General features: G+C 69.9%; 26 protein-coding genes and 1 riboswitch. Of the genes, 8 read left to right on the top strand and 18 right to left on the bottom strand.

Annotated features, from left to right (window positions below):
* Window positions 1–114: 114 nt before the first annotated feature.
* From ACFYVR_RS17925 to ACFYVR_RS17905, 5 genes are read right to left on the bottom strand one after another with little or no spacing between them, the layout of a single operon-like run.
* Entirely contained in the window at window positions 115–1,131 is a 1,017-nt protein-coding gene (locus tag ACFYVR_RS17925; protein WP_387475493.1) for an ROK family glucokinase, read from the bottom strand.
* Window positions 1,128–1,535, bottom strand: a complete 408-nt coding sequence (locus ACFYVR_RS17920) for a hypothetical protein (RefSeq protein WP_387475491.1) — start codon at window positions 1,533–1,535, stop codon at window positions 1,128–1,130. The genes ACFYVR_RS17925 and ACFYVR_RS17920 overlap by 4 nt, the downstream gene beginning before the upstream one ends.
* Window positions 1,532–2,785 (bottom strand): ArsA family ATPase, encoded by a 1,254-nt coding sequence (locus ACFYVR_RS17915; protein WP_387475489.1) that lies wholly within the window; start codon window positions 2,783–2,785, stop codon window positions 1,532–1,534. The genes ACFYVR_RS17920 and ACFYVR_RS17915 overlap by 4 nt, the downstream gene beginning before the upstream one ends.
* A gap of 29 nt (window positions 2,786–2,814) precedes the next feature.
* Window positions 2,815–3,252 carry an SRPBCC family protein gene (locus tag ACFYVR_RS17910; RefSeq protein WP_387475487.1) on the bottom strand — a complete coding sequence of 146 codons (438 nt, stop codon included), beginning with the start codon at window positions 3,250–3,252 and terminating at the stop codon, window positions 2,815–2,817.
* Window positions 3,253–3,292: 40 nt separating this feature from the next.
* Window positions 3,293–3,685, bottom strand: coding sequence for a polyketide cyclase / dehydrase and lipid transport (locus tag ACFYVR_RS17905; RefSeq protein WP_387475485.1), 393 nt, complete (start codon window positions 3,683–3,685; stop codon window positions 3,293–3,295).
* A 116-nt stretch (window positions 3,686–3,801) separates the two neighbouring features.
* Here ACFYVR_RS17905 and ACFYVR_RS17900 point away from each other — a divergent pair, with 116 nt between their 5' ends.
* Window positions 3,802–5,607, top strand: a complete 1,806-nt coding sequence (locus ACFYVR_RS17900; RefSeq protein WP_387475483.1) for an AMP-dependent synthetase/ligase — start codon at window positions 3,802–3,804, stop codon at window positions 5,605–5,607.
* 69 nt (window positions 5,608–5,676) lie between these two features.
* On the opposite strand, the gene ACFYVR_RS17895 is transcribed toward ACFYVR_RS17900, so the two are convergent.
* The 4 genes from ACFYVR_RS17895 to ACFYVR_RS17880 form a co-directional block, all read right to left on the bottom strand.
* Window positions 5,677–6,801, bottom strand: coding sequence for a glycosyltransferase family 4 protein (locus ACFYVR_RS17895; protein ID WP_387475481.1), 1,125 nt, complete (start codon window positions 6,799–6,801; stop codon window positions 5,677–5,679).
* A gap of 57 nt (window positions 6,802–6,858) precedes the next feature.
* Window positions 6,859–8,124: a hypothetical protein gene (locus ACFYVR_RS17890; protein ID WP_387475479.1), complete on the bottom strand. Its 1,266-nt coding sequence runs from the start codon at window positions 8,122–8,124 to the stop codon at window positions 6,859–6,861.
* A gap of 86 nt (window positions 8,125–8,210) precedes the next feature.
* Window positions 8,211–9,254 carry an NlpC/P60 family protein gene (locus tag ACFYVR_RS17885; RefSeq protein WP_387475477.1) on the bottom strand — a complete coding sequence of 348 codons (1,044 nt, stop codon included), beginning with the start codon at window positions 9,252–9,254 and terminating at the stop codon, window positions 8,211–8,213.
* Window positions 9,255–9,477: 223 nt separating this feature from the next.
* Window positions 9,478–10,041, bottom strand: a complete 564-nt coding sequence (locus tag ACFYVR_RS17880) for an NlpC/P60 family protein (protein WP_387475475.1) — start codon at window positions 10,039–10,041, stop codon at window positions 9,478–9,480.
* Between the two features lie 13 nt (window positions 10,042–10,054).
* Window positions 10,055–10,219: riboswitch (cyclic di-AMP (ydaO/yuaA leader) on the bottom strand.
* A gap of 527 nt (window positions 10,220–10,746) precedes the next feature.
* Here ACFYVR_RS17880 and ACFYVR_RS17875 point away from each other — a divergent pair.
* A complete protein-coding gene (locus ACFYVR_RS17875) occupies window positions 10,747–12,489 on the top strand; it encodes a DEDD exonuclease domain-containing protein (protein ID WP_387475473.1) in 1,743 nt (580 codons plus the stop codon).
* Window positions 12,486–12,761, top strand: a complete 276-nt coding sequence (locus tag ACFYVR_RS17870) for an Lrp/AsnC family transcriptional regulator (protein WP_387475471.1) — start codon at window positions 12,486–12,488, stop codon at window positions 12,759–12,761. Before ACFYVR_RS17875 ends, ACFYVR_RS17870 begins: the two co-directional genes overlap by 4 nt.
* Window positions 12,762–12,830: 69 nt before the next feature.
* On the opposite strand, the gene trpD is transcribed toward ACFYVR_RS17870, so the two are convergent.
* Together trpD and ACFYVR_RS17860 are read right to left on the bottom strand one after the other, a co-directional pair.
* The gene (gene trpD / locus ACFYVR_RS17865; protein ID WP_387475469.1) at window positions 12,831–13,865 is read right to left on the bottom strand and encodes an anthranilate phosphoribosyltransferase; all 1,035 of its coding nucleotides are present in this window, start codon (window positions 13,863–13,865) and stop codon (window positions 12,831–12,833) included.
* A 43-nt stretch (window positions 13,866–13,908) separates the two neighbouring features.
* Complete coding sequence (locus tag ACFYVR_RS17860) at window positions 13,909–14,370, bottom strand: hypothetical protein (RefSeq protein WP_387475467.1); 462 nt, start codon at window positions 14,368–14,370, stop codon at window positions 13,909–13,911.
* 126 nt (window positions 14,371–14,496) lie between these two features.
* Between ACFYVR_RS17860 and ACFYVR_RS17855 the strand changes: the two genes are divergently transcribed.
* From ACFYVR_RS17855 to ACFYVR_RS17840, 4 genes are all read left to right on the top strand, one after another.
* Entirely contained in the window at window positions 14,497–15,108 is a 612-nt protein-coding gene (locus ACFYVR_RS17855) for a heme-copper oxidase subunit III (protein ID WP_387475465.1), read from the top strand.
* Window positions 15,109–15,170: 62 nt separating this feature from the next.
* A complete protein-coding gene (locus tag ACFYVR_RS17850) occupies window positions 15,171–16,022 on the top strand; it encodes a c-type cytochrome (protein WP_387475463.1) in 852 nt (283 codons plus the stop codon).
* Window positions 16,019–17,161, top strand: coding sequence for a ubiquinol-cytochrome c reductase iron-sulfur subunit (locus ACFYVR_RS17845; protein WP_387475461.1), 1,143 nt, complete (start codon window positions 16,019–16,021; stop codon window positions 17,159–17,161). Before ACFYVR_RS17850 ends, ACFYVR_RS17845 begins: the two co-directional genes overlap by 4 nt.
* Window positions 17,158–18,846: a cytochrome bc complex cytochrome b subunit gene (locus ACFYVR_RS17840; protein ID WP_387475459.1), complete on the top strand. Its 1,689-nt coding sequence runs from the start codon at window positions 17,158–17,160 to the stop codon at window positions 18,844–18,846. Before ACFYVR_RS17845 ends, ACFYVR_RS17840 begins: the two co-directional genes overlap by 4 nt.
* 149 nt (window positions 18,847–18,995) lie before the next feature.
* On the opposite strand, the gene ACFYVR_RS17835 is transcribed toward ACFYVR_RS17840, so the two are convergent.
* The 4 genes from ACFYVR_RS17835 to ACFYVR_RS17820 all read right to left on the bottom strand — a co-directional run bounded on the left by ACFYVR_RS17835 (window position 18,996) and on the right by ACFYVR_RS17820 (window position 21,285).
* Complete coding sequence (locus ACFYVR_RS17835) at window positions 18,996–19,190, bottom strand: sigma factor-like helix-turn-helix DNA-binding protein (RefSeq protein WP_387475457.1); 195 nt, start codon at window positions 19,188–19,190, stop codon at window positions 18,996–18,998.
* Between the two features lie 103 nt (window positions 19,191–19,293).
* The gene (locus ACFYVR_RS17830) at window positions 19,294–19,617 is read right to left on the bottom strand and encodes an antibiotic biosynthesis monooxygenase family protein (RefSeq protein ID WP_387475456.1); all 324 of its coding nucleotides are present in this window, start codon (window positions 19,615–19,617) and stop codon (window positions 19,294–19,296) included.
* Window positions 19,618–19,722: 105 nt separating this feature from the next.
* Window positions 19,723–20,139 (bottom strand): cytochrome c oxidase subunit 4, encoded by a 417-nt coding sequence (locus ACFYVR_RS17825; RefSeq protein ID WP_387475454.1) that lies wholly within the window; start codon window positions 20,137–20,139, stop codon window positions 19,723–19,725.
* A gap of 75 nt (window positions 20,140–20,214) precedes the next feature.
* Window positions 20,215–21,285 carry a cytochrome c oxidase subunit II gene (locus ACFYVR_RS17820; RefSeq protein ID WP_387475452.1) on the bottom strand — a complete coding sequence of 357 codons (1,071 nt, stop codon included), beginning with the start codon at window positions 21,283–21,285 and terminating at the stop codon, window positions 20,215–20,217.
* Window positions 21,286–21,500: 215 nt separating this feature from the next.
* Between ACFYVR_RS17820 and asnB the strand changes: the two genes are divergently transcribed.
* The gene (asnB, locus tag ACFYVR_RS17815; protein WP_387475450.1) at window positions 21,501–23,426 is read left to right on the top strand and encodes an asparagine synthase (glutamine-hydrolyzing); all 1,926 of its coding nucleotides are present in this window, start codon (window positions 21,501–21,503) and stop codon (window positions 23,424–23,426) included.
* Between the two features lie 68 nt (window positions 23,427–23,494).
* Here the strand turns inward: asnB and ACFYVR_RS17810 are convergent, their stop codons facing one another.
* The 3 genes from ACFYVR_RS17810 to ACFYVR_RS17800 all read right to left on the bottom strand — a co-directional run bounded on the left by ACFYVR_RS17810 (window position 23,495) and on the right by ACFYVR_RS17800 (window position 26,194).
* Window positions 23,495–24,460 (bottom strand): carbohydrate kinase family protein, encoded by a 966-nt coding sequence (locus ACFYVR_RS17810; protein ID WP_387475448.1) that lies wholly within the window; start codon window positions 24,458–24,460, stop codon window positions 23,495–23,497.
* 133 nt (window positions 24,461–24,593) lie between these two features.
* Window positions 24,594–24,977, bottom strand: coding sequence for a HesB/IscA family protein (locus ACFYVR_RS17805; protein WP_387475446.1), 384 nt, complete (start codon window positions 24,975–24,977; stop codon window positions 24,594–24,596).
* Between the two features lie 146 nt (window positions 24,978–25,123).
* A complete protein-coding gene (locus ACFYVR_RS17800) occupies window positions 25,124–26,194 on the bottom strand; it encodes a glycerate kinase (protein WP_387475444.1) in 1,071 nt (356 codons plus the stop codon).
* Between the last annotated feature and the right edge of the window lie 64 nt (window positions 26,195–26,258).

Genomic DNA, 26,258 nt, shown 5'->3' with positions numbered 1-26,258 from the left:
CTGTGAGCGCACTTCGGTCCGTCGACTGTACCGAGGCCCGGTGTACCGGGCCACACGAGAAGCGCCGCTGTGGCCGTCGTCATGACGGATACCCCGCTTCGCGTCGCGCCACGCTCAGACGAGCAGGGTGCGGGCGAGATCGGCGGCACCGACCATCGCGGCCGCCTCCCCCAGCTGGGTGGTGCGGATCCGGGCCAGGGGCCGGTGCCCGGAACCGGTCAGTGCCCGTGCGTAGTGGTCGCGGGCGTCGTCGAGGAAGAGCCCCGACGAACTCGCCACCCCGCCGGCGATCACCACCAGTTCGGGGTCGAAGACGTCCGCGACGATCGCCAGGCCCAGACCCAGCCACCGCGCGAATTCGGCCATGGTGCGCAACGCGACCGGATCTCCGTCCCGGGCGGCCCCGGCGATCCGCCTGCCGGTCAGCGACCCGGGGTCCCGCGCGACGTCGGCGGCGAGGACCGTCGAGCCGGCGGGGTCCGCCGCGAGCAGTTCGATCGCCGTCTCCACGAGCGCGGTGCCGCTGCAGTACCGCTCCCAGCAGCCGCGCTTGCCGCATGCGCACAGGCGGCCGTCGGGCACCACCTGCAGGTGCCCCAGTTCGGGGGCGACGCCGTTGCTGCCGCGGTAGAGCTCTCCGTCCACCAGCAGGGCCGCGCCGATTCCCGTCCCGACCGCGACGGTGACGACGTTCCCGCTACCGGTCGCCGCCCCGAATCGCCGCTCCGCCCAGGCCGCGGCGTTCGCGTCGTGTTCGAGGGCGACCGGCAGACCGAGTCGCGCCGCGAGGTCGTCCGCCACGGGGGCGTTCGTCCACGGGAGGTGCGGCGCGAACCGGACGACGGTGCGGTCGCGGGAGACGAATCCGGCGACAGCCAACCCGACGGCGCCGATCGGGTGCCGGGCGACGAGTTCCCGCACCGTCCGGTCGAGCGCGTCCTCGAGCGCCGGCGACGACCGCGGTGTCGGCGACTGCGCCGTGTCGAGCACCTGCCCGTCCGCATCGACGACCGCGGCGCGGATGCTGGTGCCGCCCACGTCGACACCGATCGTCAGAGCCGCGCCCGAACCCGCCGCGCCTCCGGCGCCCGAACCCGCCGCGCCTCCGGCGCCCGAACCGACTGTGCTCATGTTGTGGGATTGTCGTCGATCCGGACCTGGATCGGCACGAAGGCGCGGCGTGGCCGAGGTGTGTCCTCCGGCGGCCCGCCGGACGGCGGTGTCGGGCCTGCGAAGTCGTCGAGCAGTGCTCGCACCCACGCGATCAGGACAGTGAGCTGCGACGCGACCAGCGTCACCAGGTCGTGCTGCTCGCCGCGCACGAGGGCGACGAGGGCACACACCGGACACCAGCTGCATCCGAACGACCCGTGCTCAGCGGCCTCGGCACCCGGGGTGGCGGCGCTGGGGGATCCGGTGGTCGCCGTTGTCGGTCCGTTCTCGGCGAGCCGCTCGAGAATCGGCTCGATCCGGTCGAGTGCGGCGGTGGCCAGCGACCGCAGCTCCGCCATCAGGGCGGCGTGATCCCCGCTCACTGCGGCCACACCTCGGGGTCGGGGCGGAACCGCACCACCAGGTCGTCGCCCTCGAGGCCGGCGCCGACGGTGACGCAGCGCCGCAGGACGGACGCCAGCGTCATGCGTCGGCGCACGCCTGCGGCTCCGATCAGCAGGTCGTCGCCCACCCGGCCCAGGGTGATCGTGGCCGGGTCGACGAGGGGCAGCGGTATCCGCAGCGCGTACACCGAGTCCACCCCCGCCCCTGATTCGTGCTCCACCGCCGGCACGTGCCGGGACGCTGCCGACTCCGGTTCGTCCGCGCCCGGGGCCGTGACGGCTCCGGACTGCGCGACGTCGTCGGCGAGAGCGTCGAGAATGCTCAACCCTACCGGCTCGTCACCGCGGTCGTGGGCAACGTGGACCGGGACGGCGGGCAGCGTGGCGCTCAGGTCCGCGACGATCGCCCGCTGCGCGGCCGCACGCCGGACGTACCAGTGCAGCGCAGGGGCGGCAGAGCCATCGTCTCGGATCGAATCGTCCTGTGGCAGAAGGCCGTTGACGACAACGTCGTCGAGCGCGACACCGATCAGGGCCAGCGCGGTGACGGTGCGTTTCGCCTCCGCGACCGCGACGACCGTCGGGCCGACGACCAGTCGCACCCCGGTCCGCGCGGGATCGCCGAGCAGCGCCCGCACCGGCGCGGTCGACGCGACGAGCCGGTCGATCATCATCGCTGCGAGCAGGTGCCACTGGGTCGTGCCCTGCCCGAGCGTGACCCGTTGGTGCTGCGGCCAGATCCGTTCCACCGTGTCGGCGACCAGGTCGGGCACGGTGAGCAGCCGCAACGAGTCCGCCGTCGCCGGGCAGTCCACGACGAGATCGTCCCAGTCGCCGCTGTCGGCCAGCCGGGTGACCTCGACGAGACCGGCCAGTTCCTGCGCTCCCGGCAGCGCGGTCAGCTCCTCCGGGTCGGGCACCGACAACGAGTGATCGTGCTCGGGGCCGCCCGGCACCAGCGCCGCCGCCCCCGCGAGCCTGTGCTCGAGCAGAGCGAGGGTGTCGAGTTCGAGGATCTCGAGTCCGCCGCCGTCGCGGTCGGTCCCGTCGATCGCGGCGAGGGCGTCGGACGTGCCGGGCCGCCGTGGCGCACCGATCACCTCGGCGACCGAGTGCGCCTGGTCCAGGGAGACGAGCAGGACACGGGATCCCCTGCGCGCCAATGACACCGCGGTCGCCGCCGCCACCGTCGTCTTGCCGACGCCACCCTTGCCGACGACGAATCGCACCCGCGTCTGCGCGTCGGCCGCCCTCGCGGTCAGCCCTCCACCCGCTTCTTCAACTCCTTCAGTGCGGTGTCGGTGATCGCCTTCTCCGCCTTGCGTTTGAACAGTCCGATCATCGGGATCGTCAGGTCGACGGTGAGTTCGTACGTCACGACGGTCGTCCCGTCCGCCGTCGGCTCGAGCGTGTAGGAACCGGTCTGCGCCTTCTGGATCTCACCGGAGACGAGATGCCAGGAGACCGAGCGCCCGTCGGACGCCCAGTCGAACTCGAGTACGTAGGTGTCCTTGACCATTCCCGCGTCCAGGACGAAGCGAACCTGTCGCGCGCGCCCGGACGCGCCGACCTCGAGCACCTCGACGGACTTGGCGGCAGCGACCCACTCCGGATAGGCGTCGTAGTCCGCGATCACGTCCATCACCCGCTGCGGCGGCGCGGCGATCGCGATCGACATCTTGGTCTTCTCGGGCATTCGGGCGAGCGTCTCCTTTCCTACCTGTACCGCGGCGTCCTCACCGCGGCTGCGGACTCTCGCCCGCCGGGCGTCCTGCCTCGAGTTCCCGTTTCGCCTCGAAGGTCATCACCTTGCCCGCCAGTCGCCGCGCGTGGTTCATGCCGGCGAGGTCCGGCCCGGCGGCCTCCGCGGGCGAGGTACCGACCGGCTCGGCGTGCAGGAAGTAGTGGACGATCGTGCCGTCGAGTTCGGGTTCGAGCCAGATCTCCATGGTCCCGGTCAGCGCGCCGCCGACCGACCAGCGAATCCCCTTCTCCGCCCGGTCCTCCCGGACGTCGATCCGCAGATCCGGCCACCACCGGCGCCATTTCGAGGGCACGGCGAGGCACTCGGCGACCCGCTGCGGGGCCGCCGCGATGAACGTCTGGTCCGCGACCTGGATACTGCTCACCCGCTTAGCTTCACACATCCCGGCCGACCGGCGTGGCGCAGGTCGCATCCGACAGGGTTTAGAGTGGACACGAGCACAAACCTACTCGTCAGTATCCGCAGGTTCGGAGGCCTCACGTGCGTGAATTCAGCGTTCCCCCCAACTTCACCGTTCCGGCCGACGGATCCGCTGTCGACGCGGTCTTCGACCACGCGGCCGCGACCCCGAACCTGGCCGTGTTCCGACGGCTCACGGGTGGCACCTGGACCGACGTCACCGCCGCCGAGGTCGCCGAGCAGGTCACCGCCGTCGCCACGGGACTGATCGCGTCGGGCGTCGAGCCCGGCGACCGGGTGGCCCTGATGTCGGCGACACGATACGAGTGGCCGATCCTCGACTTCGCGATCTGGGCGGCCGGCGCAGTGACCGTCCCGGTCTACGAGACCTCTTCCGCCGAGCAGGTGCGCTGGATCCTCGAGGATTCGTCCGCCGTCGGGCTGATCGTGGAGAACGACGGCCACCGGACCACCGTCGCCGAGGTCGCCGAACAGTCCCCCGCCCTGCGAGTGCTGCTGCAGATCGAGACCACCGACGGCAGCGCCGGCGCGATCGCCGCGCTCGTCGAACGCGGCGCGGAGATCTCCGACGAGCAGGTGCGGACCAGGACCGCCGCGCTGAAGGCCGCCGACCCGGCCACACTGATCTACACCTCCGGCACCACCGGCCGCCCCAAGGGCTGCATGCTGACCCACTCGAATCTGCTCGCGGAGTCCCAGGCGATCGCGACATCCGGATTCGGGGCCCTGCTTCAGCCGGGCCGCCGCAACCTGATGTTCCTGCCGCTGGCGCACGTGCTCGCCCGAGCGGTCAGCCTGGCGGCGTTCAACGCCGGCGCGACGGTCGGCCACACCGCCGACACGAAGAACCTGGTCGCGACCTTCGGTGAATTCAAGCCGGACTTCATCCTGTCGGTGCCGCGGGTGTTCGAGAAGGTCTACAACACCGCCCGGCAGAAGGCGCACAGCGAGGGCAAGGGCCGGATCTTCGACCTCGCCGCCGATGTGGCGGTGAAGTGGAGTCAGGCGCAGGACACCGGCGGCGCCGGCCTGCTCCTCAATCTCGAGCACACCGTGTTCGACCGGCTGGTGTACAGCAAGCTCAAGGCCGCGCTCGGCGGCCGCTGCCAGCTGGCGATCTCGGGTGGCGCACCGCTCGGCGCGCGGCTGGGGCACTTCTTCCGCGGCCTCGGCGTGACGATCTACGAGGGCTACGGCCTCACCGAGACCACCGCCGCGATCACCGTCAACACCCCGGGCCACCAGAAGGTCGGTACCGTCGGAAAGCCGTTGGCGGGCAACTCGGTCCGCATCGCCGAGGACGGCGAGATCATGCTCGCCGGCCCGGTGGTGTTCACCGAGTACTGGCGCAACGAGGCCGCCACCGCCGACGCCATCGAGGACGGCTGGTTCCACACCGGCGACCTCGGCTCCCTCGACACCGAGGGCTATTTGAGCATCACCGGCCGCAAGAAGGAGATCATCGTCACCGCCGGCGGCAAGAACGTGGCCCCGGCCGGCCTCGAGGACCACCTGCGGGCGCACCCGCTGATCAGCCAGGCGCTGGTCGTGGGTGATCAGAAGCCGTTCATCGCCGCGCTGATCACGATCGATCCGGAGGCATGGCCGGGGTGGCTCGAGCGCAACGGCAAGGCCACGAGTGCGTCCGTAGCGGACCTGGTGGCCGACGCCGACCTGGTCGCGGAGGTCGACGAGGCGATCGCCGAGGCGAACAAGCTCGTCTCGCACGCCGAGTCGATCAAGAAGTACCGCATCCTGCCGGTCGACTTCACGGAGGAGACGGGCGAGCTCACCCCGACCCTCAAGCTCAAGCGCAACATCATTCACCAGAACCACGGCGACGTCATCGCGGCCCTCTACGCATGATGCGCGTAGCGCAGTGGTGCACTTTCGGACGGCCCGCCCTCCACAAGTGCACCACTGCGCGAAGCGCACCTACAGCAGGCCGGCGAGCTTGGCGGCCAGGGTCTCCCAGCGCCACTGCTCGACCACCCAGCGACGTCCGGCCGCCCCCATCGCCGCCGCCCGGTCCCGGTCCTCGAGCACCGAGACCACGGCGTCGGCCACGGCGGTCACCGACCGGCCGCGCACCACGTGCCCGGTCTCGCCCTCCCGCACCGTCTCCGGTGCCCCGCCGGAGTCGCCGGCGATCACCGGCACCCCGGTCGCCGACGCCTCCAGGAACACGATCCCCAGGCCCTCGACGTCCAGTCCGGCGCCGCGCGTGCGGCACGGCATCGCGAACACGTCGGCGATCGTGTGGTGGGCGGCCAGTTCCGCGGCGGGCACGCCGCCGGTGAACACGACATGGTCCTCGACCCCGACCGACCGCACCAGCCGGCGCAGCGACTCCTCGTACGGTCCGCCGCCGACGATCACCAGCACCGCGCCGTCGATCCGCTTCCGGATCCGCGGCAGCGCCCGGATCAGGACGTCCTGACCCTTGCGGGGCACCAGCCGGGACAGGCACAGGACAGTGGGCCGCTCCCCCAGCCCGTACCGCGCGCGCAGCTCGGCCCGCGCCGCCGGGTCGGGGCGGAAGATCTCGGCGTCGACACCGGGCGGCAGGTGTTCGAGTCCGGACCGGGGCCCGAACGCGGACGCGAACCGTCCGCGGGTGTACTTGCTGACGTAGGTGATCGCGTCGGTGGTGTCACCGATCCGGCGCAACGACCGGCGCGCGCCCGGCACCATCGACCAGCCGACCTCGTGGCCGTGCGTGCTCGCGACCACGTTCTGCGCGCCGGCGCGGCGCAGGTGCGGTGCCAGCAACGCGAGCGGCGCCGAGGCACCGAACCACACGCTCTCGCAGTCGTGGCTGCGGATCAGTTTCGCGGCGCGCCGCGCGACCAGTGGAGTCGGCACCATCAGCGTGGTCGGATGCCGGACCACCTCGAACGGCTGCGCGGCGTCGAACCTGGTGTGACTGTCGCCGCGCCACCGGGGCGCGTACACGACGAGCCGGTCCGCGGGCAACGCCGCGGTCAGGGACTGCAGGTAGGACTGGATGCCGCCGGGTCGCGGTGGAAAGTCGTTCGTCACCAACAGGGTTCGGCGCATGCGTCCACCGTAGGCGGTGCCCGCCCGCGTCGGTGTCGCAGGGTGGCGGGAAGGCCGTCAGGCGATCCGGTCCACGAACCACGCGCCCCACTGCCCGATCAGGTCGCGGGTCGACACCCCGAGCACGGATCGGACGCGCTCGTCGACGACGTCGGCGTCCACCGGCCCCGTGGACAGCTCCCGGTACAGGGCGCGCAGTCGGTCCTCCCCGAACCGGTCAGCGACGAAAGCGGCGACGCTCCACGCGGATTCGTACGCGGCGAGAGCGCGTTCGCCACCCGCCGCGAAGTCGGCGTCGGACGGCAACCGCACCGGAGGGCCGTGGAGGTCCACCGCCGCCGACACCGTCGGGGCGACGGACCGGACGTCCTCCCCGGAACCCCGGTGCCCGACGTAGTCGGCGAACCCCTCGAGCATCCACATCGGTGACCCGTCCGTCGTCGTCGCCCGGGTGGCGACGTGGGTGAGTTCGTGGCGCAGGACCGCCCGGCGGGACGCCTCGGTGAGCCGCTCACCGGCACTGGGGCTGAACACGATCCGCTGGCCGGTGACGGTCCCCGAGCCGGGCGTGACCGCGTCGGAGACGGCGACCGCGGCGATGTCCGATCCGCTGTGCTGGCCGCCGACCTGTTCGGTGAACTCGTCCTGGTCGGCGGTGACGATCACCACCGCGCGCCGTGACCAGTCGTCTCCCCACACCTCGCTCACCGTGGGGACGGCGGTGGCGAGTTCGGTGGCGATGGCCTCGATCCACTGCTGCTGCCCGGGATGGCCGAGCACCACCGAGGCCGTCTCACCCGTCCTCACGGACCGTGCCACGACCGGACCGAAATCCCAGGGGCCACGCCATGTTCGACGGTCGTACTCCGGCAGCGGACGATCGGAGACCAGGGTCCACGTGTCGCCGCGGCGTGCGACCACCAGTGACACCGGCTTGCGCGTGGACCCCTGGTCGGCACCCGCGATCGCGTAGCGCAGGTAGACCTGCGGCGCCCACACGTCGGTCGCCTGCAGCTGCTCCGCCAGGTCGCTGGGCACCGGTGTCTCGGGGCCGGTGCCGATCTCGTAGCCCCAGTCGGACAGTGGGACACCACCGAGGTTGGCCGCGCGCCGGATCTCGGACGGCAGGAATTCCGGCATCGCGGCGGGGTCGAACAGCGCCGCGAGCGCCGCCTGGTCACCGGCCCGGGTCGCCGCCGCCCACCGGTCGAGCAGGTCCTGGACACCGGCACGACGCGCCTGCTCGAACGGATTCGCCTCGGCTGCCGGCGGAGCCGTCGTGGCCGGCTCGGCCTGCTGCACCACGAGCGCCGCCCCCGCCACCACGACCAGCAGACCACCGAGGGCAGCCGCCTCCCACGCCCGGATCCTGCGGCGCGGCGACCGCGTCGCGTCCCCCCGCTCGATGATCAGTACCGGCGAGCGCCGTAGAACGGGTACGCGTCCAGCGGTGCCACCTTCACCGGGACGCCGAAGGTCGAGGCGTGCACGATGTTCCCGTTGCCGGCGTACATGCCCACGTGCGAGGCATCCGAGTAGAAGATGACGAGGTCGCCGGGCTGCAGGTCCTCTTTGCGCACCGGGGTCCCGCCCGCGGCCTGCGCCTGACTCGACCGCGGTAGCTCCTTGCCGATCTGCCGGTACGCCCACACCATCAGCCCGGAGCAGTCGTAGCCGTCGGGGCCGGTGGCACCCCACACGTACGGCTTGCCGACCTGGGTCAGCGCCGCCTGCAGTGCGCTCGCGTTGGAGCCGGGCACCAGCCCCTGCAGCACGATCGCCGGGTCGTACCCGGCCGGGAACACGGAGCCGGCGAGTGTTGCCTTCTCGGCGCTGGTCAGCGCGGCGAACGCCTGGGTGACGTCCGCGATCTGCGACTGCAGGTCGCTCTGCGTGCGTTGGAGGTCGTCACTGATCGAGCGGGCGTGCTCGGTGGCGGTGCGGGCTTCGTCGGCCGACGTGCGGGACGCCTCCTCGGCGGCGGCCGCATCGTCGCTGGCCGCCTTGTACTTCGCGACCTGGGCGGCGGTGTCCGCGGAGAGCACGCTGAGCGTCGACATCTGGTCGAGCAGCTGCTGGGGCGAATCGGACACCATCACCGCGAACAGTCGGTTCACGCGGCCGCCCTGATAGTTGGCGGCGGTCAGCCGGTCCACGGCGGGCTGGAACTGCGCCATCGCGGCGCGGGCGTCGTCGAGCAGGCGCAGATCGGCGTCGTGGCGCTGTTCGGCGTCGCGCTGCACGCCGAGCTTGGAATCGAGGTCGATCTGCGCGTTGTGCATCGCCTCGGTGGTCTGCTCCGACCGTCGGGACAGGTCCGTGAGCCTCTCGAGCGCCGCGGTCGGATTGTCGATCGCGGGATCCGCCACTGCCGGGCCGGTGCCGGCACCGACGAGTGCGAGGGTGAGCACGCCGGCGGCGACCGCGGTGGACCGTTTCCTCAGTGACGCCACGAACCGGGTGCTCCTGTTCTTCCGCTCGAAAAGGTCTCAGCCAGGTTACGGAACGGCATACAGCGGTGTCCACCCGGCGAATCACATGGACGCAACTCACGCTGGTCACGGGCGGGAACACGACAGGGCCCGCCGATCCACACGGATCGACGGGCCCGTCGAAGTTCGGCCACCGGGCCGTTCGTCGACGCCGCGCCCCTTCCCCGGCCCGCGGCGCCGTACGTCAGTAGCGGCGTGCGCCGTCCGCCGGCATCGACGACAGCGGAGCGCGCTTGACCGGGGTACCGGAGGTCGCGGCGTGGATGACCTCACCGTTGCCGGCGTAGATGGCGGAGTGGGAGCCACCGTAGAAGGACACGACGTCACCGGGCTGCAGCGCATTGAGCGAGACCGGGGTACCGGCCGCGGCCTGGTCGTAGCTGGTGCGCGGAATGCTGATGCCGACCTGCTTGAACGCCCACTGCACCAGACCGGAGCAGTCGAAGGCGTCCGGGCCGGTCGCACCCCACACGTAGGGGGCACCGATCTTGCTGGCAGCGGCGTCGACGGCCTTCTGACCAGCGGTGACAATCGGAGCGATGGCAGCGGGAGCGCCCGGGATCTCGGGGAGCTGCGGGAGACCGGGGATCTCGATGGTCTGCGCCGGGACGCCCGGGATGTCGAAGGTGCCGACGCCGGGAACCGTGACGGGCTCGGCGAGGGCGGGAGCCGCGGTGGCCGTGATCGCGCCGACGGTCAGGATGCCGGCGACGGCGACGCGTCGCGCCTTGGTGCTCAGTGTTGCCACGAGAAGGAGGTGCCTTTCTTCCGTTCGTCCGCCGACCGAGTTAGCTGACGGGTTCGGGCTGGGAAGATCAGCCCTACCCGTCGGCACGCGGTCTGCGCTCCGGCGGGATTCACCCCAATGGAAACCTGGGTTCCCGGCACGATTCCCTTGCGGGAGTTCGATTAGGCGGTACCTGGCGATGCCGCACCGGTGTGGTGCGACGAGACTCCGCTAGGTCTCGAGAAGATTACGAAAGCACCACGCCGCTGTCGACCCCGACGACCCGGAAAGTCGGGCCAACCGAGCAATTCGGGCATCCGTTTCGCGTCAGCGGACGGCTTGGTCACGAACCGATAACGACCGCCTGGTCTGCGTGGGTCGGACCACGGGGACCTGCCTCGGTCGCGGCACCGTTCCGGCGTCCGCAGGTGCCACGAGGACCACCCGTTCCTCCTGCTCAATACTCATTCGGCCGGGAACACCGGACCGGACGGTCTCCACCCGGGAATCGGCCTCGGGGCAGCCGAGCAGCACGGTCACCACACAGTCGACGCAGGCGATGTCGCGAACCGCGCATTCGCTGCAATCCACAATCATTGTGACCCTCGTCTCATTCGTGGTCGCCGGGCGTTTCGAGAGGCCGACACGAGCCGAAAGTAGCGACACCCCCCGACAGGAACCGTTGAGCGACACGACCTGTCGGTGCCGCCCCCTAGCCTCGGGGGCGTGAGTTCCCGTGACACCACCGCACGCCAGCTGACGTTCGACGAGCTGGACACCCCGTTACGGGACACGACATTCGTCGTCGTCGACCTCGAGACCACCGGCAGCAACTCCGGGGAGGACGCCATCACCGAGATCGGGGCAGTGAAGGTACGCGGCGGGGAGGTGATCGGAGAACTGGCCACCCTCGTCGATCCGGGGCGAACACTGTCCCCGTTCATCGTGCAGCTGACCGGCATCACCTCGGCGATGCTCGTCGGCGCGCCCCGGATCGAACAGGTACTGCCGACCTTTCTCGAGTTCTCCCGCGGCGCCGTCCTGGTCGCGCACAACGCCCGCTTCGACGTCGGATTCCTGCGGGCGGCGGCCACCCGCCTCGATCTGGCGTGGCCGCCGTTCCAGGTGCTGTGCACGGTGAAGCTGGCCCGCCGGGTGCTCTCCCGCGAGGAGGCACCGTCGGTGAAACTCTCGGCGCTGGCGGACCTGTTCCGGGTCACCACCCGGCCGACGCACCGGGCACTCGACGACGCCCGCGCCACCGTCGACGTCCTGCACGCTCTGATCGAGCGCGTCGGCAACCTCGGCGTGCACAGCTATCCCGAACTCGTCGACTACCTGCCGAACGTGTCTGCCGCGCAGCGCGGCAAGCGGGGCCTGGCCGCACACCTGCCCCGCACACCCGGCGTCTACCTGTTCCGCGGGCCGTCGGACGAGGTCCTCTACGTCGGGACCGCGGTCAACCTCCAGCGCCGGGTGCGCGGCTACTTCACCGGATCGGAGACCCGCGCGCGGATGAAGGAGATGGTGGCACTCGCGACCCGGGTGGACCACGTCGAGTGCGCGCACGGCCTCGAGGCCGCCGTACGCGAACTGCGCATGCTCGCCGCGTACGCCCCTCCGTACAACCGGAGGTCGAAGTTTCCGAAGCGGGCGTGGTGGATCACACTGACCGACGAGCCGTTCCCCCGGCTCTCCGTCACCCGCCGCGCCGGCCCCGACAGCCTCGGGCCGTTCACGAATCGGACCGACGCCGCCGACACCGCCGCGACGATCGCCGACGTGAGCCGAATCCGTACCTGCACCAAGAAGATTCGCCGCGACCAGGTGCACGGGCCGGACTGCCCGGACAGCGCGGTCGGCGGCTGCCCGGCGGGCAGTACCCCCCAGACGCCCGACGCCTACCGTCCCGCTGTGGACACCGTCCGCGCGCTGATCCGCGGGGACGACGCCGCCCCGCTGCACCGGCTGCGGGCCCGCATCGAGGACCTCGCGGCCGCGGAACTGTTCGAGAGCGCTGCGCGGCTGCGGGACCGCACGGCCGCGCTCGGCACCGCACTGCGCCGCTGCCAACGGCTCGCGGCCGTCGCCGCCATCGACGAACTGGTCGCCGCCCGACCCCGCGACGGCGGCGGGTGGGAGTTCGCCGTCGTCCGGTGCGGACGACTGGCGTCCTCCGGTGTCGCACCTCGCGGAGTGGCACCGATGCCCGTCGTCGAGGCATTGACACTGTCCGCGGAGACCGTCCTACCGGACCCCTCGCCCCTGCGCGGCGCGACCGCGGGCGAGGTCGGGCTGGTGGCGAGTTGGCTCGACGGGCCCGGCGTCCGGATCGTGCGCGCCACCGACGGGTACCGCGAGCCCGCACACGGCGCGGGTTCGTGGCAGCAGTGGTGCGCGCTGGCGCGGGGCGCCGGCGCCTACGCTGAGAGACCGAGCCACCCCCGAGATCCACAAGGAGCGAGATGATCAACGCCATCGTCCTGATCGACGCCGAGGCGAACCGGATTCCCGAGACCGCCCAGGCCGTCGCCGACATCGCCGGTGTCTCCGAGGTGTACTCGTGCGCGGGTGACGTCGACCTCATCGCGATCGTCAAGGTCCGCGACCACGAGCGGATCGCCGAAGTGGTGACCGGCGCGATCAACAAGGTGGAGGGGGTCGTGCGGACCACCACGCACATCGCGTTCCGGTCCTACGCGAGCGCCGACGTCGAGGCGGCGTTCTCCATCGGCGAGTGACCGCGGTGCAGAACCCCGGCTCGGATCTCCCGAGCCGGGGTTCTGCGCGTCATGTCGGCGTCGGGCGGGTCAGCCCGCGAGGCGGGTGCTGACCTCGACCCAGCGATCCAGGAGAGCTGCGGCCGCCCCGCTGTCGATCGCCTCGACGGCCCGCGCCATTCCCGCCTGCAACGCCTCACCGAGCGAACCGTTCAACCCGCCGTGAGCCGCGATCGCGCCCGCCGCGTTCAGGATCACCGCGTCGTGCACGGCGCCCCGCTCACCGCCCAGGACGGTCCGCGCGATCGCCGCGTTCACCTCCGCGTCACCACCGCGGAGCGCGTCGAGCGGCACTCGCTCGATGCCGAGTTCGGTGGGGTCGATGCGGTCCTCCCGCACCGTGCCACCCTCGACCACGAACGCGGAGCTCGTCGTCGACGTGGTGATCTCGTCGAGCCCGTCGTCACCGCGCACGACCAGAGCGGTCGCGCCCCGGCCGGCGAGGACCCCCGCAACGACCGGCTGCAGGTCCGCGAACGCACACCCGATCAGGCCGGCTCGCGGCCGGGCCGGGTTGGTCAGCGGACCGAGCACGTTGAAGACGGTCGGAATCCCGATCTCCTTGCGCGGCGCACCGGTGAACCGGAACGCGGGATGGAAGGTGGGCGCGAAGCAGAATCCGATACCGACCTCACGGACGCATTCCGCCACGGCCGCCGGGTCCAGGCCGATGCGGACCCCGAGTGCCTCGAGCACGTCCGCACCACCGCTCTTCGACGACGCCGCGCGGTTACCGTGCTTGACGACGCGGATCCCGGTCGCCGCGACCACCACCGACGCCATCGTCGAGATGTTGACCGTCTGCTGCCGGTCACCGCCGGTGCCGACGATGTCCACCGCGTCGGAGTCGACGTCGAGGGTGCGGGCGTGCTCGAGCATCGCGTCCGCGATGCCGGTCACCTCGGCCGGGGTCGGGCCCTTCATCTTCAGTGCGACACCGAACGCGGCGATCTGGGCGGGGGTGGCGTTGTCCGACATGATCTCGCTCATCGCCCACGCGGCGGTGGCGGCGTCGAGATCGCGTCCGTCCGTCAGAGAGCCGAGCACCTCTGGCCAAGTCCCCATTCCATCCGCCTTCACTGTCGTCCCGAACGATCCGCAGTGCAGCTTAGTCAGTTCGCGCACCCTGATCAGGCGGCGGCTGCAGGGCGTCCCACCCGACGACGGTGCCTCCCGCCCGCTGCGCCAGACCGGCCATCCGGGACCGCTCCTGCGAACAGTGCAGCGCGTCGAGGACCTGAGTGCGGTGCAGCACGACCGTGACGAGGCCGTCGGTGTCGTCGACGTTCGGAACGTCCCCCGGCGCGAGGGCGACCGTGTACCCGTCCTGCGCCGCGAGCTCGGCGGCCCGGTCCACCGCGTCGGCGGGCAGGCGCAGATGGTGCCGGAGCACCGCCTCGGCCTCGGGACTCCACCGAGGGTCGGTCGCGGCGCCGCGGTCGAGCGCGGTGCTGCACGCCTCGGCGTCGTCGACGCTCGACACGACCACCACCAGATCCGTCCGATCCCGGTCCAGAGCAACCGCCGAGCGCCGTCCGAAAAACCTGTGCCACCAACCCAGCCGAGTCATCAGAACAGCGTCCCACGAGCGCCGACCTGCACAATCACGGGCACGGGCATACTGGAGAGCGACAGCGACACGTCTAGAACGGACCCGGGTGGTCCTCTCGTACGACAACGCGTCATACTTCCTTCTGTGACGAGCGCAGTAGGGACCCAAGGATCCGCAATAACCCAGCGCGTGCACTCGCTGAACCGGCCGAACATGGTCAGCGTCGGCACCATTATCTGGCTGTCCAGCGAGTTGATGTTCTTCGCTGGTTTGTTCGCGATGTACTTCGTCGCGCGCGCGCAGGCGAACGGCAACTGGCCGCCGGAGCCCACGGAGTTGAACCTGGCACTGGCCGTGCCGGTCACCGCGGTGCTCGTGGCCTCGTCGTTCACCTGCCAGATGGGCGTCTTCGCCGCCGAGCGCGGCGACGTCTTCGGCCTGCGCCGCTGGTACATCCTGACCCTGGCCATGGGCACCTTCTTCGTGCTCGGCCAGGCGTACGAGTACATCCACCTGGTTGAGCACGGCACCACGCTGTCGAGCAGCGCCTACGGATCGGTCTTCTACATGACGACCGGTTTCCACGGCCTGCACGTCATCGGCGGCCTCGTGGCGTTCGTCTTCCTGTTGGTGCGTACCAAGGTCAGCAAGTTCACCCCCGCGCAGGCAACCGCAGCGATCGTTGTCTCGTACTACTGGCACTTCGTCGACATCGTGTGGATCGGCCTGTTCGCCACCATCTATTTCATCCGTTAGCAGCTGAACGCAGCACCCAGCCCAGTCCGTTCAGTCCGTCCCGCGAGACCAAAGGGATACAGATGAGTTCATCCCCCCCTTCAGCAGCCGCCGACAGCGCGACTGCCACGAAAGCCCGTCGTCAGCGCAAGGTTCGCCGCCGTGTCACCGGCGCCCTGATCCTGATGATGGGACTCGTCGGCGCAGGCTTCCTCGCGTCGGCACTGACCCCGACGCCGCAGGTTGCGACCGCGTCCGACGATGCGTCAGCGCTGATCCGCGAGGGCAAGCAGCTGTACGACACGTCCTGCGTCACCTGCCACGGCGCGAACCTGCAGGGTGTGCTGGACCGTGGTCCCAGCCTGATCGGTGTCGGCGAGGCCGCCGTCTACTTCCAGGTGTCGTCGGGCCGCATGCCGATGGCCTCCAACCAGGCCCAGGCCGTCCGCAAGCCGGCGAAGTTCGACGCCCACCAGACCGACGCCATCGGTGCCTACATCCAGGCCAACGGCGGCGGCCCGACCGTCGTCCGGGACGAGAACGGCGAGGTCGCGACCACCTCGCTGCGCGGTGACGACGTCGCCCGCGGCAGCGAGCTGTTCCGTCTCAACTGCGCCTCCTGCCACAACTTCACCGGCCGCGGCGGCGCCCTGTCGTCCGGCAAGTTCGCGCCCGCGCTCGACGCGCCGAACGAGCAGCAGATCTACCAGGCCATGGTCACCGGTCCGCAGAACATGCCGAAGTTCTCCGACCGCCAGCTGAGCTCGGACGAGAAGAGCGACATCATCGCCTACATCAAGTCCGCCTCCGAGACGCAGAGCCCCGGCGGTTACGGTCTCGGCGGCCTGGGCCCGGCGTCCGAGGGCATGGCGATGTGGGCCATCGGAATCGTCGCCATCGTCGGCGCAGCACTCTGGATCGGAGCAAGGTCATGAGCGACGCCGGCCACGGCGACACGCCGAAGAAGGACTACACGAAGGACGAACTCGACGCGATGAGTCGCGACGAGCTCGTCACGCTCGGCACGAACCTCGACGGTGTCGACGTCGCGTTCCGGCGCGACCGCTGGCCCGTGGAGGGCACGAAGGCGGAGAAGCGCGCCGAGCGCGCCGTCGCCTACTGGTTCGCCCTCGCCGGCATCTCGGCGATCGCGTTCATCGCGATCTACCTGTTCTGGCCCTGGGAGTACAAGGGCCTCGGCGAGGAGGGCTACGGCCTCTACAACCTGTACACGCCGCTGATCGGTCTGACGATGGGTCTGGCGATCCTCGGTCTCGGTGTCGGCGCGGTGCTCTTCACCAAGAAGTTCATCCCCGAGGAGCTCTCGATCCAGGACCGCCACGACCAGGGCGGCTCCCCGGAGGTCGACCGCAAGACGATCGTCGCCGAGCTCTCCGACTCGCTGGAGACCTCGACCATCGGTCGCCGCAAGGTGATCAAGCGGACCCTCGGTTTCGGTGCGGGCGCGCTGGGCGTCATGGCGATCATGCCGCTCGGCGGTCTGATCAAGAACCCGTGGGCGAAGGGCGACAAGTCCGACCTGTGGACCTCCGGATGGACCCCGACCTTCCCCGGCGAGACCATCTACCTGCGTCGCAACACCGGTCGTCCGAGCGACATCGTGCTGGTGCGCCCGGAGGACCTCGACGCCGGCGCGATGGAGACGGTGTTCCCCTTCCGCGAGGCCGAGCGTGACGACGAGGCGGCGCTCGCGCACGCACTCAAGCGCGCCGACAACCCGGTCATGCTGATCCGTCTGCGCACCGAGGACAGCGACCGCGCGGTTCGCCGCAAGGGCCAGGAGAGCTTCAACTTCGGCGACTACTGGGCGTACTCGAAGCTGTGCACCCACCTGGGCTGCCCGACGTCGCTGTACGAGCAGCAGACCAACCGAATCCTGTGCCCGTGCCACCAGTCGCAGTTCGACGCCCTGCAGTACGGCAAGCCGATCTTCGGTCCCGCCGCTCGCGCACTGCCCCAGTTGCCGATTACAGTCAACGAAGAGGGCTTCCTCGTCGCCAACGGTGACTTCATCGAGGCCCTCGGCCCCGGATTTTGGGAGCGTCGTTCATGACAACCATCACTGGCGGCCAGACGAAGGCCGCAGCTCACGCCGCGAAAGCCGGCGAGAACCTGGACTCGCGCTACCACCTCGCGGCCGGTGTGCGCAAGCAGATCAACAAGGTCTTCCCGACGCACTGGTCCTTCATGCTCGGCGAGATCGCGCTGTACAGCTTCATCATCCTGCTGATCTCGGGCGTGTACCTGACCCTGTTCTTCGATCCGTCGATGGCAGAGGTCGTCTACAACGGTGCGTACCAGCCGCTGCGCGGCGTGGAGATGTCGCGGGCGTACGCGACCACCCTCGACCTCTCCTTCGAGGTCCGCGGCGGCCTGTTCGTCCGGCAGATCCACCACTGGGCAGCGCTGATGTTCGCCGCGTCGATCATCGTTCACCTGCTGCGCATCTTCTTCACCGGCGCGTTCCGACGCCCGCGTGAGGCGAACTGGGTCATCGGCTGCCTGCTGCTGATCCTGGCGATGTTCGAAGGCTTCTTCGGCTACTCGCTCCCCGACGACCTGCTGTCCGGCACGGGCCTGCGCGCCGCACTGTCCGGTATCACCCTGTCGGTCCCGATCGTCGGCAGCTGGCTGCAGTTCCTGATCTTCGACGGCGACTTCCCGGGCACGCTGATCATTCCGCGACTGTACGTCGCGCACGTGCTGCTCGTTCCGGGCATCATCCTGGCCCTGATCGGTGCTCACCTGGCGCTGGTCTGGTACCAGAAGCACACGCAGTTCCCCGGCACCGGCCGTACCGAGAACAACGTCGTCGGCGTCCGCATCCTCCCGGTCTTCGCCCTCAAGGGTGGCGCGTTCTTCGCCTTCACCTTCGGCATCCTCGCCGTGATGGGTGGCGTGCTGCAGATCAACCCGATCTGGAACATCGGCCCGTACAACCCCTCGCAGGTGTCCGCGGGCAGCCAGCCCGACATCTACATGATGTGGACGGACGGTCTGGCCCGCTTGTGGCCGGCATGGGAGATCTACCCGTTCGGCCGCTACACGGTGCCCGCGGTGTTCGCGGTCGCGGTGATCATGGGCCTGGTGTTCGCGGTGTTGATCGCGTACCCGTGGATCGAGAAGAAGTTCACCAAGGACGACGCGCACCACAACCTGCTGCAGCGTCCGCGTGACGTCCCGGTCCGCACCTCGATCGGTGTCATGTCCGTGACCTTCTACGCGATTCTCACGATCATGTGCATCAATGACATCATCGCGTACAAGTTCGACATCTCGCTCAACGCGATGACGTGGATCGGCCGCATCGGCATGGTGCTGCTGCCCCCGATCGCCTACTTCGTCACCTACCGGTTCTGCCTGGGTCTGCAGCGCAGCGACCGCGCGGTGCTCGAGCACGGCATCGAGACCGGCGTCATCAAGCGTCTCCCGCACGGTGAGTACATCGAGGTGCACCAGCCGCTCGGACCGGTCGACGATCACGGCCACCCGATCCCGCTGGAGTACCAGGGCGCGGCGATCCCGAAGAAGATGAACAAGCTCGGATCGGCCGGCAAGCCCGGTTCCGGCAGCCTGCTGTACGCCGACCCGGCGGACGAGGCGGCGGCGCTCCTCGCGGCCGAGCACCAGAAGGAGCACGAGCAGCTCGCGATCCTGAAGGCGTACCAGGACAAGGTGCACGGCATCGAGGCCGAGTCGCACGGCATCGAGCACGGGGACGGCGACAGCAAGCACTGATCTCGTCACCAGCGACACGGGGAAGGCCCCGAACCCACTCGAGGGTTCGGGGCCTTCCCCTTTTCCTGCTCTACGGGTTCTGTGTCGACGGAACCCGACTGTCGACGGAACCCGTGTCCCGGCCCCGACGGCAGCGGAAGGCCTCACCCTCAGCTGTCCCGCAGCCGTCTGCGCAGTTCGTTCAGCGCCTCGTGCTGGATGCGGAGAGCCACGGCGGGCGTGCAGCCGAGAGTCCGGGCGGTGTGCACGGTCGCCATGCCGCACACCAGGCGCAGGTGCAGCACGCGGCGTTGCCGCTCGGCGAGGGCATCGATCAGCCCGTGGTTGCGGCTCGCTGTCGTCATCGGACGATGGTGTCGAACGCCGCGTCCCGACCGGAAGGGACGGTCGTCCCGGGCGGCTGGGAAATTCGTGCCGCCCCTCCCCCGGTGCGCGCCGGGTACGACGTCAGGAGACGCTGGGTCCCGGGACGGCGATCACCGGCTCGTAGTGCTCGACCGTCGGGAACGGCTCGTAGAAGTGGTGCAGCAGCCGACGCCACTGCTCGTACTGCGGCGACCCGCGAAAGCCGTCGGTGTGGTCCTCCAGCGTGTCCCACCGGACCAGCAGCAGGTAGGTCCCGACTCGCTCGATGCAGCGGGACAGAGTCAGCCGTCCGAACCCGGGCATCGACGAGATGATCGACGTGGCCTCCTCGAAGGCGGCCTCGAAGTGCGATTCCTGCCCGGCACGAACGGACAACAGCGCATGCTCGATGATCACACCGTTCATCGTGGCAGGGATGTGCCGTCGCCGCCTGCCGAGGCCCTGGACGCCGAAACGCCGAGGGCGCCGCACCCGTGTGGGTGCGGCGCCCTCGGCGACGAGTAGTCCGTGTCAGTGCTTCTCGGGTCCGATGTGGTACTCGAAGACCAGGCCGGCGGCCGACGCGATGACCAGCACCGCGCCGACGACGATCAGCCACGGCTGGAAGAACGCGAGGGCGACGGCGGTGAAGCCGGCCGATGCGGCGAGCAGGATGGGCCAGAAGCTACCGGGGCTGAAGAAGCCCAGGTCGCCCGCGCCGTCCGAGATCTCGGCGTCCTCGTAGTCCTCGGGGCGGGTGTCGAGTCGACGTGCCACGAACCGGAAGTAGGTTCCGATGATCAGGCTCAGCCCGGCGGTCAGCACCAGGGCAGTCGTGCCCGCCCACTCGACCCCGGTCCTCGAGACGGCGGTGAAGATGCCGTACACGATGGCGATGAAGATGAAAAACACCGTCAACAACTCGAAGAGCTTCGCTTCGATCTTCATATCAGCTCGTCCTTATGTAGCGAGGTCGTCGGAGGCCGTGCAGCCCCGTGAGGTCGTGAAGTGCCGGGGCACCGCTTACTGGTACTCGCCCTCGAGAACTTCGGTGGCCTGGCGGTAGGTCCGCTCGGTGTTGAACGGGGAGGTGGAGGTCGCGACCGGCGACTCGCCGATGGCCGCGAGTGCCTCGGCCGTCGTCAGTGCCTTGCCGCCCTCGTCGACCGGCTTGCGGAGCTTGATGTACTCGGCGAACTTCTCCGGGCTCACGGCGCGGACCTCGAAGTTCATCATCGCGTGGTAGGTACCGCACATCTCGGCGCAGCGGCCGACGAACGCGCCTTCCTTGTCGATCTCGCTGATCTGGAAGACGTTGTCGGAGTGGTTCTCCTCCGGGTTCGGCATGACGTCCCGCTTGAACAGGAACTCCGGCACCCAGAACGCGTGGATGACGTCGGAGGACGCGAGGACGAACTCGATGCGCTTGCTGGTCGGGAGGACCAGGATCGGGATCTCGGTGCTGGAGCCGACGGTCTCGATCGTGTCGTAACGCAGGTACGACAGGTCGGTCTCGCTCTTGCCCGCGAGCGGACCGGGGACCTCGTGACCGTGGATGACCTGCTCCTCGGCGGGCGCCTCGGCGGCAGCCTGCGCCTCGGCGTCGACACCGTCGTACTTGGCGGAGCCGTCCTGCAGGTCGATGCTGCGGTAGCCGAACTTCCAGTTCCACTGGAACGCGGTGACGTCGACGACGACGTTCGGGTCCTCTTCCTTCTCCGTGACGTAGTTCTGCACGACCACGGTGAAGTAGAACAGGACCGCGATGATGACGAACGGGACCGCCGTGTAGAGGAGCTCGAGCGGCACGTTGTACGCCGTCTGGCGGGGGAACTCCGGGGAGTCCTTCTTCTTCCGGTGGAAGATGACCGTCCAGAACGTCAGGCCCCACACGATCACACCCATGAACAGGGCGGCGATGACCGACCAGGTCCACAGTTCACGCATCCGCTCAGCCTGCGGAGTGATGCCCGACGGCCATCCGAAGCGAAGCACCGAATTGTCGATCGAACATCCCGACAGCAGCATGGCGGCCAGTCCCAATGAGACCGCCAGCCCCGCTCGCCGAAGGATCCGACTCTGCGCCACGTTCACGCCTTCCTGATCGCCGCAAAATTGACAGGGGCAGCCCTGCGGGACACCCGAATACTACGCAGCGTAGACCAAAGGCGGCGCCCATCCACTCTCGGGTCACACCGAGCAGTTCCGCGAGTCTGCGGCATACTCGGGACAATTGATCGGCAATCCCCTCCCCTCCTGTTCACGCGGGTGCGGAGTTCCCCCCGAAGCGAATTGAGGTACTGGACGCTGTGTGTGGACTGCTCGGGCTACTGACCTCGGACGGAACCACCGACGACGCCGTCGCGAGTGTCGACTCCGCGATGCACTGCCTGCGTCACCGGGGTCCCGACGAGCACGGAACCTGGCACGACGACGACCTCGTGTTCGGCTTCAACCGGCTCTCGATCATCGACATCGAGCACTCGCATCAGCCGCTGCGCTGGGGCCCCGCGGACAATCCGACCCGGTACGCGCTCACCTTCAACGGCGAGATCTACAACTACCTCGAGTTGCGGGAGGAACTGGCGCGCGACCACGGCGCCGAGTTCCACACCGAGGGTGACAGCGAGGCCATCGTCGCGGCGTTCCACCACTGGGGCGCCGACGCCGTCCGCCGGCTGCGGGGCATGTTCGCGTTCGCGATCTGGGACACCGAGACGCGGGAGCTGTTCCTCGCGCGCGACCCGTTCGGGATCAAGCCGCTGTTCCTGGCCACCGGGACGGCGGGCACCGCGTTCGGCAGCGAGAAGAAGAGCCTGCTCGAACTCGCCGACGTCGTCGGCATCGGCGGCGCCCTCGACCCGCGGGCGATCGAGCACTACACGGTGCTGCAGTACGTCCCGGAACCCGAGTCGCTACACGCGAGCATCCGCCGGCTCGAGTCCGGTTCCCACGCCTGGGTCCGTCCCGGGGAGGCCCCGCGGATCACCCGCTACTTCACCCCGCAGTTCCCGGTGCGGCCGTTCACCGCCGGTTCCGAGCAGTCACGGTACCGGGAGATCGCCGAAGCGCTCGAGGACTCGGTCGCCAAGCACATGCGCGCGGACGTCACGGTCGGGTCGTTCCTCTCGGGCGGCATCGACTCGACGGCGATCGCCGCGCTGGCGATGCGGCACAACCCGAAGCTGATCACCTTCACGACGGGGTTCGAGCGCGAGGGGTACTCCGAGATCGACGTCGCCGCGGAGTCGGCCGAGGCGATCGGCGCGCGGCACGTGACCAAGGTCGTCTCCCCCGCCGAGTTCGCGGCGGCGATCCCGGAGATCATCTGGTACCTCGACGACCCGGTCGCCGATCCGGCGCTGGTGCCGCTGTGGTTCATCGCCAGGGAGGCCCGCAAGCACGTCAAGGTGGTGCTCTCCGGCGAGGGCGCCGACGAGCTGTTCGGCGGCTACACGATCTACCGGGAACCGTTGTCGCTCAAGCCGTTCGAGTACCTGCCCGCGCCGCTGCGCCGGGCCGCGGGGACGCTGTCGGAGCGGATCCCGGACGGTACCCGCGGCAAGAGCCTGCTCAGCCGGGGTTCGATGACGCTCGAGGAGCGCTACTACGGCAACGCCCGCAGCTTCAACGACGCCCAACTGCGGGCCGTGCTGCGCGACTTCCGTCCGGAGTGGACGCACCAGGACGTGACCGCCCCGATCTACGCGCAGTCCGCGGGCTGGGATCCGGTCGCGCGGATGCAGCACCTGGACCTGTTCACGTGGCTGCGCGGCGACATCCTCGTCAAGGCCGACAAGATGACGATGGCGAACTCTCTCGAACTGCGGGTGCCGTTCCTCGACACCGAGGTCTACAAGGTCGCGTCGCAGGTGCCGCTCGACCAGAAGATCACGAAGAGCACGACGAAGTACGCGCTGCGGCAGGCGCTCGAGGGCATCGTCCCGGCGCACGTCCTGCACCGGGCGAAGCTCGGCTTCCCGGTGCCGCTGCGGCACTGGCTCGCCGGCACGGAACTGTTCGACTGGGCGCACCAGCAGATCGCCGACTCGCAGACCGATCACGTCTTCGACAAGGCCGCGGTCGTGTCGATGCTGAACGAGCACCGGGCGGGCACCTCGGACCACAGCCGGCGGCTGTGGACGGTGCTGTGCTTCATGGTCTGGCACGGCATCTTCGTCGAGAAGCGGATCGTGCCGCAGATCCAGGAGCCGGTCTACCCGGTCCACGTGTAGAGGCGCTCCGCCCGTGAGTCCTTCCGGTCCGCAATGGGACCGGAAGGACTCACGGGCGGCGCAGCCGCCTACTTCAGCAGGGCGCCGATCTCGTCGGCGGCCTCGGTGCCGTAGGCCTCGGCGAGGCGCTTGACGGCGTCGTCGCGGTCGAGGGTCCATTCCTGGGTGCCGACGGTCTCGAGGACGAGTACCGCGACGAGCGACCCGAGCTGCGCCGACCGTTCGATGTCGAGGCCGGCGCTCTGTCCGGTGAGGAAGCCGGCGCGGAACGCGTCTCCGACACCGGTCGGATCGACCTTCGCCTTCTCCGGCACCACGCCGACCCGGACGACGTTGCCCTCGCGATCGACGATCTCGACACCCTTCGATCCCAGCGTCGTGACGCGCAGCCCGATCTGGTCGGCGATCTCGCGCTCGGTCAGTTCCGTCTTCTGCAGCAGCAGCGCCCACTCGTACTCGTTGGTGAACAGGTACTTCGCGCCGCCGATCAGTGCGCGGGCCTCCGCGCCGGAGAGCCGGGCCAACTGCTGGGACGGGTCGGCGGCGAAGGGCAGGCCGAGTTCGCGGCACTGCTCGGTGTGCCGGGCCATGGCGGCCGGGTCGTTCGCGCCGACGAGCACCATCTCCACACCGGCGGGCAGGTCGGCGAGGGAGATGTCGCGGGCCTCGCTCATCGCACCCGGGTAGAACGACGCGATCTGCGCCATGTCCTCGTCGGTGGTGCAGACGAAGCGGGCGGTGTGCGCGGTCTCCGAGACCCGGACCCCGGTGCAGTCGACGCCGTGCTTCTCCAGCCAGCCGCGGTACTCGACGAAGTCGACGCCGACCGCGCCGACCAGCAGCGGCGAGCCACCGAGGACACCCATCGCGAACGCGATGTTGCCGCCGACACCGCCGCGCCGGACCACGAGGTCGTCGACGAGGAAGCTCAGCGAGATGTGCTGGAGCTGATCGGCAATCAGCTGTTCGGCGAAGCGTCCGGGGAAACGCATCAGGTGATCGGTGGCGATGGATCCGGTGACCGCGATTGTCACGCGTGGGACCTTTCAGTTCGACGGTGCTCGTGCAAAGCCCTCACGGTACCCGCACCGGTCCGGGTGCTCCCGGAGACGACTCCGGCGCGGCCCCCGTTCTGGGTGCCGCGCCGGAGTGGCTACGTGCCGACGATCAGTTGAACGAATCTCCACAGGCGCAGGAGCCGGTGGCGTTCGGGTTGTCGATCGTGAAGCCCTGCTTCTCGATGGTGTCGACGAAGTCGATGGTCGCACCTTCGACGTACGGTGCGCTCATCCGGTCGACGGCCAGGTTCACGCCGCCGAAGTTGACCACGAGGTCCCCGTCGAGGCTGCGGTCGTCGAAGAACAGCTGGTAGCGCAGTCCGGCGCAGCCACCCGGCTGCACGGCGATGCGCAGGGCCAGGTCGTCGCGGCCCTCCTGGTCGAGCAGGGCCTTGGCCTTGGCGGCGGCCGCGTCACTCATCACGACCTTGTGCGCAGCCTCGGACTGCACTGCGCCGTCGGACTGCACTGCGCTCTCGTTCTGCACTGTCATGGGCTCTCCCTGTTCGCTTGTACCAAAACCCGTGAACGCTTCAACCGTACTCTTCTGCGCGCTATTCCCGCCGTCGCCCTCGACTTTGCACCGCCGTCGCCCTCGACTTTGCAGCGCCGTCGCCCTCGACGCGCGGCGCCGTGGGCTCACCAGCGTTGCGCGACGACCTCGGCGAGTCCGGCGAGTTGCCGGGCCGCGTCGTCCATCGCGACGCGGACCGATCCGGCGTGGTCGCTGACGGAGTGCACTCCGCGCAGCGCGAGGGCGACGAGGTCGGGGTCTGCCCGGTCCAGGGCGACCTGGCCGGCCAACACGAGCGCCGGGACGCCCTGCGCGTGGGCGGCCCGGGCGACCGCGACGGCAACCTTTCCGCCGAGCGATTGGTGGTCGAACCGTCCTTCGCCGGTGACGACCGCGTCGACGGAGCGCAGCAGCGCGTCCTGCTCGGTGAGTTCGGCGACGATGTCGGCTCCGGATCGTCGCCGCGCCCCGAGTGCGAGCAGGGCGGCGCCGAGCCCGCCGGCGGCGCCGGCGCCCGCGGCGCGGGACACCGGCTGCCCGGCGAACGAGTCGAGCACCGTCGCCCATGCCGCGTTGCGTCCTTCGAGCCGGTCGACGGTGGCCGGGTCGGCGCCCTTCTGCGGGCCGAACACCGCCGCGGCCCCGCGGGGCCCGAGCAGGGGGTTCTCGACGTCGGTCGCGGCGATCAGCCGGATCCCGGCGAGTCGGTCCCGCGCGGTGCGCAGCGCGTCCGGGTCCGGGGCTGCGCCGGTGAGTCCGGTGACCAGACCGCGACCGCCGTCGGTGCAGCCGCTGCCGCCGAGTCCGACGACGACCGTGGTCGCGCCCGCTGCCACGGCGGCGGCGACGAGCTCGCCGACGCCGGCGCTGTGGGCGGTGACCGCCGACTCCGGGTCGGGGTCGCGGCCGAGGAGGTGCAGTCCGCACGCCTGCGCCGACTCGATGTAGGCGACGTCACCGACGCGCAGCCAGCGGGCGCGGACCGGGTCGGACAGGGGGCCGGCGACCGTGACGTCGAGGACGTCGCCGCCGCGGACGGCGAGGACGTCGACGAAGCCGGGACCACCGTCGGACTGCGGGGCGCGCACGAGCACGTCGTCGGGGCGTCCGTGTTTCCAGCCGGCGGCGATGGCGTCCGCGGCCTCGACGGCGGTCAGGGTGTCGCCGAACGAGTCGGGCGCGATCAGCACTCGCATCGGGCGAGTCTAGGGCGGAATGCCGGACGCGCGCCCCGCCTGTCCGGCGCTGCGGCGAGGCCGG

This window comes from Rhodococcus sp. NPDC003318 (genome assembly GCF_042879035.1).
In the GTDB taxonomy this organism is placed as follows: Bacteria; Actinomycetota; Actinomycetes; order Mycobacteriales; family Mycobacteriaceae; genus Rhodococcus_G.
This window is presented reverse-complemented; position numbering and strand designations above follow the sequence as displayed.

Coding starts and splice junctions, on each gene's coding strand:
- ACFYVR_RS17925 (WP_387475493.1), bottom strand. CDS start 1,131: ATGAGCACAGTCGGTTCGGGCGCCGGAGGCGCGGCGGGTTCGGGCGCC.
- ACFYVR_RS17910 (WP_387475487.1), bottom strand. CDS start 3,252: ATGCCCGAGAAGACCAAGATGTCGATCGCGATCGCCGCGCCGCCGCAG.
- ACFYVR_RS17895 (WP_387475481.1), bottom strand. CDS start 6,801: ATGCGCCGAACCCTGTTGGTGACGAACGACTTTCCACCGCGACCCGGC.
- ACFYVR_RS17870 (WP_387475471.1), top strand. CDS start 12,486: ATGATCAACGCCATCGTCCTGATCGACGCCGAGGCGAACCGGATTCCC.
- trpD (WP_387475469.1), bottom strand. CDS start 13,865: ATGGGGACTTGGCCAGAGGTGCTCGGCTCTCTGACGGACGGACGCGAT.
- ACFYVR_RS17860 (WP_387475467.1), bottom strand. CDS start 14,370: ATGACTCGGCTGGGTTGGTGGCACAGGTTTTTCGGACGGCGCTCGGCG.
- ACFYVR_RS17850 (WP_387475463.1), top strand. CDS start 15,171: ATGAGTTCATCCCCCCCTTCAGCAGCCGCCGACAGCGCGACTGCCACG.
- ACFYVR_RS17845 (WP_387475461.1), top strand. CDS start 16,019: ATGAGCGACGCCGGCCACGGCGACACGCCGAAGAAGGACTACACGAAG.
- ACFYVR_RS17840 (WP_387475459.1), top strand. CDS start 17,158: ATGACAACCATCACTGGCGGCCAGACGAAGGCCGCAGCTCACGCCGCG.
- ACFYVR_RS17835 (WP_387475457.1), bottom strand. CDS start 19,190: ATGACGACAGCGAGCCGCAACCACGGGCTGATCGATGCCCTCGCCGAG.
- ACFYVR_RS17830 (WP_387475456.1), bottom strand. CDS start 19,617: ATGAACGGTGTGATCATCGAGCATGCGCTGTTGTCCGTTCGTGCCGGG.
- ACFYVR_RS17825 (WP_387475454.1), bottom strand. CDS start 20,139: ATGAAGATCGAAGCGAAGCTCTTCGAGTTGTTGACGGTGTTTTTCATC.
- ACFYVR_RS17805 (WP_387475446.1), bottom strand. CDS start 24,977: ATGACAGTGCAGAACGAGAGCGCAGTGCAGTCCGACGGCGCAGTGCAG.
- ACFYVR_RS17800 (WP_387475444.1), bottom strand. CDS start 26,194: ATGCGAGTGCTGATCGCGCCCGACTCGTTCGGCGACACCCTGACCGCC.